Genomic DNA, 13970 nt, shown 5'->3' on the forward strand with positions numbered 1-13970 from the left:
CTAATCACTCCCTATATACTGTTTAATCTTTGAATCCCCTTAGTTCTTCATTATTGAACAGATACAACCATAAAGTATTAGAGTTATAAATCCCCTCCTTTTTCTACTTTAGATTTGGTAGTTACATAGATGATTGGTCATACCAAAACCTTTTGGTAAAACGCTTTCTTTTGCAGCTAGGTTCATTTTAGCTGATAATCCCATTTATTGCAACATGATTTATTAAAAAAGTTCTCATGATTTTTTCATTATTTGAGTAACTATTGAGCAACTTTGATGTCAACTCATTTTACATTTCGTATCACAACGTAGAATCGCGAATGATTAATTCGGGAGTAAATAGTAGACGCTGTTTATATTTACTTGGCTGCTCCATTTCTTCCATAAGCAAATCGACTACTTTCGAAGCCATTTCCTGAACAGGCTGTGCTATAGTCGTTAATGCCGGGGTAATAACCGTTGATAAAATAGTATTATCAAAGCCAACCACCGAAAGTTTATTAGGAACTTCTATGTCTAAATTCTTCGCTGCTTTAATAATACCTGTTGCTAATAAATCATTACTTGCAAAAATAGCTGTTGGTCTATTCTCCAATGAAAGAAGCTTCATCGCAGCTTCATAGCCCCTTTGATGAGTAGCCTCTGTATAGATAACATATTCATCATATAAAGGGAGATCATATTCTCCTAAAACATCTTTATAACCTACTACCCGTTGATGATTACTTCTAATTTTCTCGGCTATCATGGCAATTCGCTGATGTCCTAGCTGCACTAAATGAGAAGTGGCTAAATAACTCCCCTGATAGTCGTCAACTCTGACGGAATGAATGGGAAGCTTAGGAATATCAGAAGCAATCAGTACAACTGGCAATTGCTGATTTTCAATCACTTCTGCCAATATATCCGTATTATGAAACTCAGAAGCTATAATTAATCCATCGACACGCTGTCTAGTTAACAAGGATAAATAATTTTTTTCTTTTTCTTCTTCATTATCAGTACTGCACATCATGACATGAAAGCCAAGTTCTCTACTTCTATTTTCTACTTTCCGCGCAACTTCTGCATAAAAGGGATTGGATATATCAGAAATAAGAAAACCAATTGTTTTCGTCTGCTTTCCCGTTAAGGCAGAAGCGACCACACTTGGTTGGAAATTCAATTCCTTCATAATGCGTTTGACTTTTTTCCGCGTTTCCTCACTAATACGTCCCGTATTATTTATAACTTTCGAAACAGTAGAAATAGAAACCCCAGCTTTCTCTGCCACTTGATAAATCGTCGTTTTCATTACACTAACCCTACTTTCCTCAAACACTATAAATTTAAATATAGTATAAGATAATCTTATTTGCCAGAGTGATGGATCTTGTGAGGACAGTAAATATATGATTCTAAATATAAAAAAGGATGGTTCTATTGAAGTCATTAACCTCTATAGAACCATCCCTCTGTTTGCTTTACAAGTATTCTTTCTTGATTTCTATATTACTGCGCACGGTGTTTATTGGTCTTACGAGCTTTTCAATTTTTTCACGGTTTGGTTCGAGAAATGGTGGTAAGGATAATTTTTCTCCTAATGTTTCATATGGCTCGTCTCCCATAAATCCAGGCCCATCTGTTGCTAATTCAAATAAGATTTGCGGTGCAACATTGGAATATAAAGAACCAAAATAATAGCGCTCTACAAAACCGGAGTTTGGCAATTTAAAACTGCTCAAACGTTCTTGCCATTGATCTAATTCGCCACGATCTTCTACTCGGAAAGCAGCATGGTGAACGGTACCAAACCCTTGTCTTGCTTGTGGAAGAATGGTGTTAAATTCTACGATAACTTGGGCACCATTTCCTCCTTCACCCATTTCAAATAGATGGAATGAACCCTCTTGAGAAGCTTCTTTCATTAAAAACACTTTTTCTAATACTTCCTTAAAGTAATCCAAGTAAGCAGTCCGAACAAATATTGGTCCTAATCCTATAATCGCGAATTCTAATGGAACTGGTCCATTTTGCCACGGAGTCCCTGATGCAACTCCTTCATTTTTTTCATCTGAAATCAGTTGATATTGCTGGTCATCAAAATCTACGAATGACAATGTCTTTTTCCCAAACTGTTCTTGAATTCCTTTATGCTTCACTTCATACTTATCAAAGCGTTTTACCCAATATTCTAAAGCTGCATCTGTCGGCACTCGGAATGATGTTTTGGAAATCTCATTTGTGCCGTGCACTCCTTTTGGTATTCCAGGAAAATCAAAAAATGTCATATCCGTACCTGGACTGCCGACATCATCCGTGAAATATAGATGGTAGGTTTGAATATCATCCTGATTTACTGTTTTCTTAACTAATCTTAGCCCTAATACATAGGTAAAAAACTCATAAATTTTTTCGGCACTGCTTGTAATTGCTGTAATATGATGAAGTCCTTTTAACTCATTCATTATTTATTTCCTCCTATTAATTATCTCGAAATTGAGATATTTATATAAAAAAATATAATTAATTAAGATATCTTTAATTCGAAATAATTTTATCACTTTATTACTTTTTGGTCAATAGGAAAGAATTTCTATCGTGAAAAGAAAAAGTCACTTCTTCTTTTGTTTATAATAATGGAGGTATATAAGGATGTTTGGATATTATGACAGAAATTATTGCAGACAAACTGTTATTTACTGCGCCCTCTAAAAGTTAAAAAGGCAATAAATACATTCTGTAGAGGTGCTTATGGATTATATCAGGATGGTCCAAGTGTAGAAGAGTATAGTCAACATTGTCAGGGATTTGCTATTTTAACTAAAACAGTTGGGAAAGAAAATAGTTAGTACTACTGATTTATGAAGTTCACTGTGTTGGAAATACTGTTGCTTAAAAGTTAATTTAAAAGATTTGGCAGCCCATATTGCAACCAAATCTTTTAGGCATAGTATTTATTACTTTTTCCAATTATATACTTCAAAAAGTAAGCGGAATTTCTTTTGCTCCGCGAATAATAATCCCAGGTCGCCATTCAATTGTGTTTAAATCCTCTTTTAATTTTATTTGCGGTATTTTTTTCAGCAGTTTATTAATCGCAATTTCACCTTCCAGTCTTGCGAGTGGAGCTCCCAGACAGAAATGAACTCCTTTACCAAACGCGATATGGGTATTAGCTTCACGGGTTATATCAAATGAATCTGGTTCAATAAAGTGATTATCGTCACGGTTGGCAGCTGCTAATGCTATAAATACCATATCCCCCTTTTTAATATGCTTTCCTTCAATGATGACATCCTCTGTTGCAAAACGGACATTGCTAACTTCGGCAGGACCGTTATATCTCAATATTTCTTCAATTGCACCATGAATAAGCTCAGGGTGAGATACTAATTTTTCTTTCTGTTCAGGATGTTCTAATAAGGCAAGAATACCATTCCCAATAAGATTAACAGTTGTTTCATGACCGGCAATGATTAAAACGAAAACAAGTGCATATAATTCATTTTCACTTAATACATCTCCTTCATCCTCCACACGCAGAAGATCACTAATTAAGTCATCTTGAAGATGCCTTCTTCTTTCGGCAATTAATTCCTCTAAATACTGGATAAAGGAAATCATCGCGTTTTCAGTCTTTTGAGAAAGCTCTGGATTACTAACTCCTTCCATGATCACATTCGACCATTCCCTGAATTTTTCCTGATCTTTTAAGGGAACACCCAACATTTCGCATATAACAATAATAGGAAGCGGAAAGGCATAGTCCTCTATCAAGTTGATTTCTTGTTTATGCTCAACTTGAAAAAGTAACTCTTCTGCAATTTCTTCTATTCTTCCTCTAAGATTCTCAACCATTTTTGGTGTGAAAGCCTTTTGGATTAAACGTCGTAATCGGCGATGATCTTTCGGGTCTACACTAAGTAAGTTTCTGGAAATTATTTCTTGGTGTGGAGGCAGATTTCCTTTAATAGAAGAGTGGACAGGATAATTTGTAACAAAACGAGAGTCAGCTAACAGTTTGGCGGCATCTTTATATCTTGATATAATCCAGGCAAATTGTCCATTTGGCAATAGAAATCGATGTACTGGATCATTTTTACGAATCTAAGCATAGGCTGGATATGGATTATCGATAAATTTTGTGTTTAGGAAATCAATTTTTGAATTATTGCCATTATGGTTCAGTATAGTCATTAAATGTTCCTCCTCATTTAATTAATCTTATAATTGATTTTAACTTTTTACCCCAATTAACAAAGAAAGAATGCTGCTCTGACGATAAAGCCCATCCCCTATTGTTTGTTCTGCAACGAAACTTAAACAGCATCGTAATTCCCACAACTTTATTCGTCCAGGTTAATTTCATTTCATATGAGTTTTTATTGATGACTTCTAAATTAGTGTAAATAAATATTACCTCTAAATTCAATTTTGTAATAATATCAGTATGTTTAATATTCCTCTATCACTCTATTTAAATCTCATTACCATTCTGCTAGAACAGGGCGATTCTTATACCACCATAATTCATTATCATCAATCGATCTGCTCAAAATAGCTGCCGTATCATTTGATACATTCCAATCACAAAAATTTAAGATAGAAAATACAAAATCGTTTTTTGTATCTTCATCGAGTTTTTGTAAAAATAAATTGGCTTTATTTGCAATATCTTGCGGTTTTTGATCCAGTTCGCTGAGCGTGGAAATTAATCCCTTTTGACAAGGATATAGTTTCTCATTGTAAGCTAGTAACATTCTTGAACCAAACAAAACAATGTCCGTGGCAACTCTTGTTTTTAAATAGACATTATTTGTGATGATAGCCTGTTCCCAAAAATAAAAGTTATTTAGCATGAGAGCACTGTAAAATGATGTTATTTTTTCTTCCTTTTCCCAGACTGGATAAATAGGGATTTTCTTCATTAGCTCAACTATTTCAGAATCATGGGTAAATATACATTGGGCTCCTACGAAGGCATTTCGAGTAGGTTCACTTCCAACTTTAGAAGCTTGGATGAGATAATCTTTTGTAAAGTATTTTATGTCAAAATAACCCTTCTCATAAGTGCAGTTATCCGTAATTACTTCTGAAAGCCTATTTTGTTTTGTAAGTTCCTCATACTTCTCATCACTAACAATTAACATGATATCTACATCAGAATCTATTCTTTCTTTACCTTTTGCAATCGATCCTCCTAAAATGGCAGCTATGATTTCTAAATTATCTTTATATATATTAATGAAATTGTTAATGGAATCTTGATGATGTTTGTACATACAATTATCACTCCCTTTTTTATTTTTTACTAACTATATTCCATCAAAGTATATGTAGTTCTTGCTGTTTTAGAAATTCCAGGAAAAAACGCCCTTTCAGTAGAAGAAGATCTTATAACATTTAGCTTCATGTTATCCTGTCCTTTCTAATCTCAAATTAATTGATTGTATTGGTAAAAACACCAATAAGGAATTCGAAATATAATGTTAGCGCTTTCTTATATGTTATAACATTTTATTATTTTTCAATTAAAAAATATGGTGTTTTCATTTTATTTTTAGAACTTCTTTTTTATCATTTATATTATTATTGCAATTTTTATATAAGCTTTTATACGTGCTTAAACAATGCACATAATTTTTCTGGCGAAAATATGGACTAACTAGAGCTCTAGCGAAATGGACAAACGATTTTCAATTACTTTCTGAATTAGCTCCATTGCATTTAACACAACGCTATCTGATTGGATTCGATTTACTCCAATCGTGATTTTATGAGCTCATAACACATCGAATAAAAGAGAAGGCTTATACTTGCTTCCTTCCTTTTCAACAAATGGCAGAAGTGAAACTCTCTGGATTTCCTGCATGTCATTTAAATACTTTGTATACACATCTGTACAAACCGAATCCTTAGAGCTTTCATTTTGGGATATCCAATTAAGCTTTTTTTCATTAATTAATCTCTTAGAATCTCAAGGAATTGCAAAAGATAGCAGCTATGTGATCGCAGAAAAGGTTGTTCAGTTTTTACGAGAAAATGATCATCTTCCTCTAACAAACGATACATTAACCGCTCATTTTAACATACATGAAAATACAATATCTAAATACATGAAACTATTTTATTAATTCACCGCATTAGAGTATTTAAATTCTTATCGGTTAGAGCAAGCAAGAATCTTACTATTAAAAACAGATAACACCATTCAAACAATTTCAGAAAAATGCGGCTTCACATACAGCCAATACTTCTCAAGCATCTTCAAGAAAAAATATTGCATTTCTTCTTTAAACTACCGAAAAAAACATTTAAAAAAAGAAGCAAAAAGACGGTTCTAATGAAGATATCCCTCACTAGAACCGTCTCTCTGCTGTTCTCATCTCACCAACTGCTTGGCCAATTTCCGTTCTTCTTTATCTTTTGTTGTGCTGATTATAGTTCTAAGGCTGTGTTGTATTTCTGGTAACTGCCTTATAGCTGGGGACCATTCTGCCAACACGCTTAATCCCTGCCAGCGTAAGCTCTCATTTTTAGTTTCCAGTGCTGCGCGGACTAATGGAGCCCCTACACCCTCAAATTCATGTAAATCTTGAATAATATACTCTAGACAATACTGTTCTTCCAGCGATAAACTGGATATAGAAAAATGTGTTTCTGCGAAGGCACAAAGATCTTGAATAGACTGTAAATCCCTTGTTTCCATGATAGCACCATACAATATACTGTTTGTCGGCTCTTTCTTCAGCTTTTCAAATAATAGTGCCGTAATGTCTAATTGATAGAATCGAGCTATCTCCATTGCTCGGAAATCTACCTTCTCGCTCGATTGTAATACATCCAATGCCAGCTGTGACCATTTAGGGTTGTCTATGAACGGTTGAACAGCTTCTTGAATTGCCCTGCGTTCATGCGGCTTCCATTGTCCATTTAATCGCTCTTCCCAAATGTCATCTTCGGCATGAACAAATTCGCTTATTTTCATTATCGGATAAAAATCCTCCAAGCTTTCACAGTGGGTTGCGGCGTGGTGAAGGAAGCGAGTCATTACAGCACTGGCGTAAGGATATTGATCCATGCCGTCTTGATTTTCATCGTCTAATAAGCCTTCTATAATCATAGCCGCTCCCGTGTATAGCTCCTTGGAAATATTCACTTCGTAGAGCGCAACATCTAGCTCTCCCTTTACTGCACAACGATGCGCTAGGAAATCAGCAAATTTCCTATTTTCACATCCTTTTGTAAGCAGCCAATACTTCATTTCTGGCGTTTTCGCTTCCACTAGCTCAATCGCTGTCATTTTACCAATCCCTTGGACAGATTGAACTAGTTTCCATATTTGATCATTTACTCCCTTCCCTCCGCTTCTTATAGCGAATATAGCATATGGGGTAAACTCATCGTGCAAGCCGATTGTATATAAGAGCTCCTGATATTCCTCACAGTTCGTAAACCCGAGAACCAGAATAGCAAATTTAACAACATCTCTATGTGCAGCATGCTCTAATAGCCATAATGCCTCTTGCTGTGCCATGTGTTCATCCAATTCTGCTTGCCCTAACTGGTCAAGAAGCTCATCTCGATAGATGGCAATATGGTCAAAAATAATTTGATCATATGTCGCCTTTCTTGTTTTTATAGTGGGTTGTTCCAGCTGTTCTTTAAAAAGCTTCATCAGCTTACTCACAAAAAATGGCGTTTTCGGTTCATTCACGATTATATCAAATAACCCTGGCTCCAATGGTGGATTATCTTCTCCAAAAAAGTACGTATCATCTGGTAGAGTATTTTCTACTATTCTATTATTTTCTAGAACTTGTCGTTGAATAAACGGAACTATTTTCTCTTTATGGTCCCAGGGCAGAAATTCAAGTTTTTCGGATTCCTGCAGAACAGTCTCATTATCAATTTTGATGCTGCAGTTTAAACTTACGTAGCCACCAATTTTTACAGAGACTTTATGCTTTTTCCCATCTTCCAAAGTGAGGACTCCCGATAGCTTTGTATAAGGAATAATATGCGATAGTATTGATTTCCGTTTATTTTGGGCTACCGTTATCCCGTCAATGATAAGCAACTCTTCTTTCATTTGATTGATCACTTCTATCACATGTCCTTTATAATGAACGGTCCAACTCTTTTGAACCTCTTTCTCTATATCCTTTTTTAAATTCCGCATTTCATGTTTTAATTCATCTTTAAAGCCCATGCCATTCCTCCTCTTTTTTGAACACAACAAAAATGGATAGTTTAGTATATTCACCCATATCTACCCATATTTCTATTAAATACTATCTTTCCCTTTTAGGAAAGACTTTCAGTAAAAAAAGACGCAAAAGGACAGTTCCCCTCTCGTCCTATTATTTGGTATAGTAAATTTATATTTCCACTCCACATCCCTAGCATTTATCATGTTTAAACCAAAAAGGAGATAGAAAATGAGTCGAAAAATACTACTTGTTGAAGATGAAGAGGATCTGTCGAAATTATTAGAGCTATATTTAAGAAATGAAGGATACATCGTTACAACCGTTCATGATGGGCAGCTTGCCTTAGAGTATATTGAAAATACAGAGTACGATCTAGCCATATTAGATGTAATGGTACCTAATGTCGATGGGTTTGAATTATGCCAGAAAATTCGAGAAAAATACTACTATCCCATCATTATGTTAACAGCCAAAATAGAGGATTTCGATAAAATTACCGGTTTAACAATTGGTGCTGATGATTATATTACGAAACCTTTTAATCCTCTCGAGGTAATGGCTAGAGTGAAAACTGTTTTGCGTCGTTATACGAGCTACAACGAAAAAACAGGAAAACAGCAGGTCGAGGAGCATGATATTAGAGGATTAAAAATAAACAAAGCAACCCACACCTGTTCTTTATTTGGGGAACCAATCGATTTAACTCCAATTGAGTTTTCCATCCTGTGGTATTTAGCCGAAAATCAGGGCAAAGTCATTCCCTCTGAAGAACTGTTTGAGAATGTTTGGGGAGAGAAGTTTTTAGAAAACAACAATACGGTTATGGCACATATTGCGAGACTGCGAGAAAAACTCAAGGAGCCTGTCAAAAAGCCGAAATTTATTAAAACCGTTTGGGGAGTGGGGTATAAAGTTGAATAAACAAGCAAAGCAAAAGCAAATTAGCCATTATTTAAGAATTCGTTTTTTTATCCTTGCACTTTTCTGCTTTGCGGTTATATTCCTCCTCTCTGTTCTCATCCTAAAAGCAGATAGTGAGCAACTCTTTAATGGGATGTTAGGGACCGCGCTAAAATGGCTTAGTAACCGAATTTTAACCCTCGCTCCACTACTTTTTATCTTTTGTATTATTGCTATTATTTATTTTCAGCGAAGACAATTAATAGCTTATTTAGCTACCCTTTCAGCAAATTTTGAGACAATAAGCTTGGAAGAAGATCAAGAGAAAGACCGTTTCCCGCTACCAGGCATATTAAAAGATACGGAAGAGAGCATAGAAAGATTGCAATTAGCATTACGGGAAAAGGAGCAGGCCAGAAAAGAAATTGAGCAGCGAAAAAATGATTTAATTGTTTATTTAGCACATGACTTAAAAACACCTATTTCCTCCATTATCGGATATTTAACACTGTTGCGGGATGAGAGAAGCATTTCAGATGAGATGCATCAAAAGTTTATCCAAGTTACACTCCATAACGCAGAGCGGTTAGACGATTTAATCAATGAGTTTTTCGAAATTACCCGCTTTAACTTAGCTAATGTCTCGTTAAATTACAGCAAAGTGAATATTTCCTTTATGCTCGAGCAGTTACTATTTGAGCTGCAGCCAGCCTTAAAAAGGAAAAATGTAACGTATCAGTTGGACGGAAGCAAGGATGTAGAAATCGTTTGTGACACAGAGAAGATTCAACGAGTATTTGATAACCTCCTTAGTAATGCTGTGCATTATAGCTTGGAAAATAGCAGCATCATTGTTTCCGTTACGCAGGATAACGGTAATGCTTTGATTCAATTTAGCAATCAAAGTTATCCAATCGAACAAGAAAAATTAGATCGGATTTTTGAACAATTCTTTCGTTTGGATACCTCTAGATCCTCTAGAAATGGCGGCACAGGATTAGGCTTAGCAATCGCTAAGCAAATTATCGAACAACATCATGGTACCATTACGGCGAAAAGCGAAGACCAACATATTCTATTCAAAGTCATCATCCCTCTCACCGTATGAATTTCGTAAGAATTTTAGAAGAAAAAAAGAAGATAATTGTTAGATAGAGCAAATAAAAAGCAGCTTATTATTCCGTATGATTAAAGTACGAAATAATAAGCTGCTTTTTATTGTTGGAGGTATGATGATGGAAATTTTACAAGTGAAAAATGTCAAAAAAGTTTATAAACCCCGGCTTGGCGCAAAGGTAGAGGCATTGGCAGATATAAGCTTCACTGTTCACAAAGGGGAGCATATTGCTATTATGGGGGAATCCGGTTCAGGAAAGTCAACATTACTCCATATATTAGCATCATTAGAGGATGTCACAGAAGGACATGTAATATTACACGGGACAGATTATAAACAAATCAAAAATGATGAAATGGCAGCATTCCGCAGAGAACATTTAGGATTTGTCTTTCAGGATTTTCAATTACTCGATCAATTTAGTCTAAAAGATAATATTTTTCTACCGCTTGTATTAGCCAATAAGTCTGTAGCAGAAATGAAAGAAAGACTTAAGCCGTTGGCGAAAACATTAGGAATAGACTCCATTTTAGAAAAGTACCCTTATGAAGTATCTGGGGGACAAAAACAAAGAGCTGCTGTCGCAAGGGCGCTTATCACATCGCCAAGCTTAATTTTAGCAGATGAACCAACCGGGGCATTAGATTCTCGCTCCGCAGATGAGCTATTGGATTTATTTCAGTTATTTCATGAAAAAGGTCAAACAATTATTATGGTCACACACAGCGTTCATGCAGCAAGTAAGGCAAGCCGTGTGTTATTTATCAAGGACGGAAAAATGGAACAAGAAATTCGCAAAACACATTCCGAGGAAGATATGATACAGAGAATCTTCGAAGTACAGGCAGCAAAAGCTGCTAGAGGTGACATTTATGGGTAAAAAAGTCTTTATCAAATTAGCTGTAACTAACATTACAACAAATCGGAAAATGTACCTTCCCTATCTACTAACCTGCACGGTTATCATCTCTTTGTACTATACCATCAATAGCTTAGTGACAGACGAAACATTAAAGTCTATTTCCGGAGGGAACTTCACCATAGACGTTATGAAATTTGGCAGTCTATTATTTACGGTTCTTTCTGTCTTTTTCTTACTGTACACAAATAGCTTTATTTTGAAATGGCGGAAGAAGGAATTTGGCCTCTATCATTTATTGGGACTTGAGAGAAAACATATCCAAAGACTATTGCTGCTAGAAAATAATATCATTGCAAGCTTAACAATTACGAGTGGTATATTAATAGGCCTTATTTTCAATAAATTGGCAGGATTAGCCATGTCGGCCATCATGGATGTTCCCTTGACTGTAAGCACTATATCATTAGGAGCATGTTTCAAAACAATCGCTACGTTTTTTGTTATCTTTTTTATCCTATACTTGTTTAATAAAAAACAACTCCTTTCCGTTCCTATAATCGATTTAATGAAGGGTGCCGAAGCTGGCGAAAAGGAGCCAAAAACAAGATTAATAGCTGCTATGCTTGGTGGAGTGCTTTTAATAGTTGGATATATTCTATCCTTTACTGTAAAAGACCCGAAAGATGACTTATATTCCATGCTGCTAGCTATCGGATTTGTAACGATAGCTACCTATTTGCTTTTTATAGCTGTTAGTATTGCCCTGCTAAAAGCCCTGCGCAGTAAGGAAAACCTTTATTATAGCAAAAATAATTTCACGTTAATATCTACCATGCTTTATCGAATGAAACAAAATGCAGTTGGCCTCTCCAATATTACGATTTTAAGTACTGGAACATTGATGGTTATGACCATAACACTTTCTTTATATATGGGCATTAACACAATACTAACGAACAGTTTTCCGTATGATATAAAAATTAGCAGCAGTGGAGAATCCAATACGGAACAAACAAAGCTGAAAACCTTTATAGAAAAAAGTGCAGACGCTTTTAAAGTCAAGATTACCTCTATTACTTCTTATCAAGGAGGAAAGTTTGCTGCTGATCTAACGGGTGATGGGAAGGACGACTTTGTGTTTATTTTACCCTTGAACGACTATAACAGGTTAACAAACCAACAGGTTTCCTTGGCTGATGATGAGGTACTGCTTTTAAGGAATGAGAAAACAGCTCCACTACAAAGTATTCACTTAGCTGATCACCAATTCAAAGTGAAGAAACTCATCGAAGAGCTTCCAATAGACACCTCCTTATCTACTAACCCGGAGAATAAATGGATTTATGTTATTGCACCACTAAACAGCAGATTCACAAACCAAATTGGATTGCCCGATTCTGCGGAAAGCTTCCAAGACATCGCTTTACAAGGAGATCCAGATGCAGTGAATAAGCTTTCCCACGCAATCACTGACGAGGCAGAATCCATCGAAAATATCTATGTCGAAGCAAAATCCATTTATAAAGAATCTTTATTAGTACGATTTGGCAGCCTATTATTTCTCGGAATATTTATTAGTACTGTTTTATTCGCGGAAACAGCATTAATGATTTTTTATAAGCAGATTTCCGAAGGCTACGATGATCGTACGCGTTTTGTCATTATGAAAAGGGTCGGAATGAGCGATAGAGAAATGACGAAAACGATTCGGCAACAAACTTGGATTATGTTTTTTGCCCCGTTAGCAGTCGCTCTCTTGCATCTTACAATGGCTTTGCCACTAGTAATGAAATTAATAGGAATCGCAGCCATGGATGACTGGCTTGTGGTGATAGGATGTGGTCTTTTTGCGGCCATTGTTTTTATAATTATTTATGGATTTCTCTTTATTTTGACAGAAAAGAGCTACAAAAAAATAATCAGGCAATAGGAGAATAGAAATGAAAAAGCTAAAACCTTTTTGGGTTATAATGACAGCACTCACCTTGTTAATTATAGGAATTATTTGGGATAACAATCGCGTGGTAGTAGATAAGGTAACGATTGTCAACCACCGTTTGCCAGCAGCATTTGATCATTTCAATATTTTACAGATTTCTGATTTGAAAGGAAAGGAATTCGGAAAAGATCAGCAGAAGCTGATTCATTTAATAAAAAAGCAACAATATGATTTAGTTGTTTTCACAGGGGATTATATTTCCGAAGAAGAAAATTTACAACCACTCGAACACCTATTACAAGGAATGCCACAAAAGAAAGAAATGTACTATATTTTAGGAGACAAAGATGCTGATAATAGTACAGCAGCACTGACAAAAAGCAACCCATTTTATAAATTATTTATGAAATATGGAGTGAAGCCATTATATCCTGGTCAGGAACTAAAAAAAGGTGATGAGTCTATTTGGTTAAAAACCAATCCATATGCTGGAATAAATGAAGTAGGGGCAGATAAAATCCCCTATCACTTAATAGAAGCAAGGAAAGAATTTGAGCTTCGTTACCTACAGCAGAACGAGCCTTTCACCATTGAAATCTCGCATCGCCCTACAGAAATTGATAAAGAAAGCACTACACTCCATGATTATCGGATAACCTCTTTAAAAGATACCGATAAAGAATGGAGACATTGGGATTTGAGCATTAATGGTCATACACATGGCGGCCAATTCAAACTACCAATTATCGGTCCTCTCTATGCACCGAATTATGGATTATTTCCAGGAAAGGTAAATGTAACAGGGGTTCATACTGTAAAAAATCATACACAATATGTAAATGGTGGGTTAGGGGTAACTGGTCCATGGTTTGCTTCATTTCGATTATTCAATACTCCGAGCATTGGACTAATCACTTTAAAAACGAAATAGCTTATTTTGCAAATATAGTAAAGCTC

The 13970-nt window shown here is 35.5% G+C and carries 11 protein-coding genes and 1 pseudogene; 7 read left to right on the forward strand and 5 right to left on the reverse strand.

Annotated elements, in window-relative coordinates:
• Window positions 1-301: 301 nt before the first annotated feature.
• The 4 genes from NSQ92_RS19010 to NSQ92_RS19025 all read right to left on the reverse strand — a co-directional run bounded on the left by NSQ92_RS19010 (window position 302) and on the right by NSQ92_RS19025 (window position 5264).
• Entirely contained in the window at window positions 302-1294 is a 993-nt protein-coding gene (locus tag NSQ92_RS19010) for a LacI family DNA-binding transcriptional regulator (RefSeq protein WP_047942131.1), read from the reverse strand.
• A gap of 169 nt (window positions 1295-1463) precedes the next feature.
• Entirely contained in the window at window positions 1464-2447 is a 984-nt protein-coding gene (locus NSQ92_RS19015; RefSeq protein ID WP_061798152.1) for a ring-cleaving dioxygenase, read from the reverse strand.
• 514 nt (window positions 2448-2961) lie between these two features.
• The gene (locus NSQ92_RS19020) at window positions 2962-4056 is read right to left on the reverse strand and encodes a cytochrome P450 family protein (protein WP_328282945.1); all 1095 of its coding nucleotides are present in this window, start codon (window positions 4054-4056) and stop codon (window positions 2962-2964) included.
• Window positions 4057-4469: 413 nt separating this feature from the next.
• Complete coding sequence (locus NSQ92_RS19025) at window positions 4470-5264, reverse strand: nucleotidyltransferase domain-containing protein (RefSeq protein ID WP_341153084.1); 795 nt, start codon at window positions 5262-5264, stop codon at window positions 4470-4472.
• A gap of 588 nt (window positions 5265-5852) precedes the next feature.
• Between NSQ92_RS19025 and NSQ92_RS19030 the strand changes: the two genes are divergently transcribed.
• Window positions 5853-6116 (forward strand): hypothetical protein, encoded by a 264-nt coding sequence (locus NSQ92_RS19030; protein WP_141231683.1) that lies wholly within the window; start codon window positions 5853-5855, stop codon window positions 6114-6116.
• 15 nt (window positions 6117-6131) lie between these two features.
• A pseudogene (locus tag NSQ92_RS26860) lies at window positions 6132-6326 on the forward strand (helix-turn-helix domain-containing protein); the annotation flags it as partial.
• A 38-nt stretch (window positions 6327-6364) separates the two neighbouring features.
• Here NSQ92_RS26860 and NSQ92_RS19035 read toward each other — a convergent pair.
• Window positions 6365-8194, reverse strand: a complete 1830-nt coding sequence (locus NSQ92_RS19035) for a hypothetical protein (RefSeq protein ID WP_061798158.1) — start codon at window positions 8192-8194, stop codon at window positions 6365-6367.
• Between the two features lie 229 nt (window positions 8195-8423).
• Here NSQ92_RS19035 and vanR point away from each other — a divergent pair, with 229 nt between their 5' ends.
• The 5 genes from vanR (at window position 8424) to NSQ92_RS19060 (ending at window position 13944) form a co-directional block, all read left to right on the forward strand.
• Window positions 8424-9116: a VanR-ABDEGLN family response regulator transcription factor gene (gene vanR / locus NSQ92_RS19040; protein ID WP_047942123.1), complete on the forward strand. Its 693-nt coding sequence runs from the start codon at window positions 8424-8426 to the stop codon at window positions 9114-9116.
• Entirely contained in the window at window positions 9109-10203 is a 1095-nt protein-coding gene (locus tag NSQ92_RS19045; protein WP_341153085.1) for a sensor histidine kinase, read from the forward strand. The genes vanR and NSQ92_RS19045 overlap by 8 nt, the downstream gene beginning before the upstream one ends.
• Before the next feature lie 127 nt (window positions 10204-10330).
• Entirely contained in the window at window positions 10331-11092 is a 762-nt protein-coding gene (locus NSQ92_RS19050; protein ID WP_047942122.1) for an ABC transporter ATP-binding protein, read from the forward strand.
• Window positions 11085-13004, forward strand: a complete 1920-nt coding sequence (locus NSQ92_RS19055; protein WP_341153086.1) for an FtsX-like permease family protein — start codon at window positions 11085-11087, stop codon at window positions 13002-13004. The genes NSQ92_RS19050 and NSQ92_RS19055 overlap by 8 nt, the downstream gene beginning before the upstream one ends.
• A 10-nt stretch (window positions 13005-13014) precedes the next feature.
• The gene (locus NSQ92_RS19060; RefSeq protein WP_047942120.1) at window positions 13015-13944 is read left to right on the forward strand and encodes a metallophosphoesterase; all 930 of its coding nucleotides are present in this window, start codon (window positions 13015-13017) and stop codon (window positions 13942-13944) included.
• Window positions 13945-13970: the final 26 nt, after the last annotated feature.

The sequence above is a fragment of the Niallia sp. FSL M8-0099 genome, from assembly GCF_038006945.1.
GTDB lineage: Bacteria > Bacillota > Bacilli > Bacillales > Cytobacillaceae > Niallia > Niallia circulans.

What these genes read in the sequence shown, in the direction of transcription:
- NSQ92_RS19010 (WP_047942131.1), bottom strand. Translation starts at nt 1,294, where the DNA reads ATGAAAACGACGATTTATCAAGTGGCAGAGAAAGCTGGGGTTTCTATT.
- NSQ92_RS19015 (WP_061798152.1), bottom strand. Translation starts at nt 2,447, where the DNA reads ATGAATGAGTTAAAAGGACTTCATCATATTACAGCAATTACAAGCAGT.
- NSQ92_RS19025 (WP_341153084.1), bottom strand. Translation starts at nt 5,264, where the DNA reads ATGTACAAACATCATCAAGATTCCATTAACAATTTCATTAATATATAT.
- NSQ92_RS19030 (WP_141231683.1), top strand. Translation starts at nt 5,853, where the DNA reads ATGTCATTTAAATACTTTGTATACACATCTGTACAAACCGAATCCTTA.
- NSQ92_RS19035 (WP_061798158.1), bottom strand. Translation starts at nt 8,194, where the DNA reads ATGGGCTTTAAAGATGAATTAAAACATGAAATGCGGAATTTAAAAAAG.
- vanR (WP_047942123.1), top strand. Translation starts at nt 8,424, where the DNA reads ATGAGTCGAAAAATACTACTTGTTGAAGATGAAGAGGATCTGTCGAAA.
- NSQ92_RS19050 (WP_047942122.1), top strand. Translation starts at nt 10,331, where the DNA reads ATGGAAATTTTACAAGTGAAAAATGTCAAAAAAGTTTATAAACCCCGG.
- NSQ92_RS19055 (WP_341153086.1), top strand. Translation starts at nt 11,085, where the DNA reads ATGGGTAAAAAAGTCTTTATCAAATTAGCTGTAACTAACATTACAACA.
- NSQ92_RS19060 (WP_047942120.1), top strand. Translation starts at nt 13,015, where the DNA reads ATGAAAAAGCTAAAACCTTTTTGGGTTATAATGACAGCACTCACCTTG.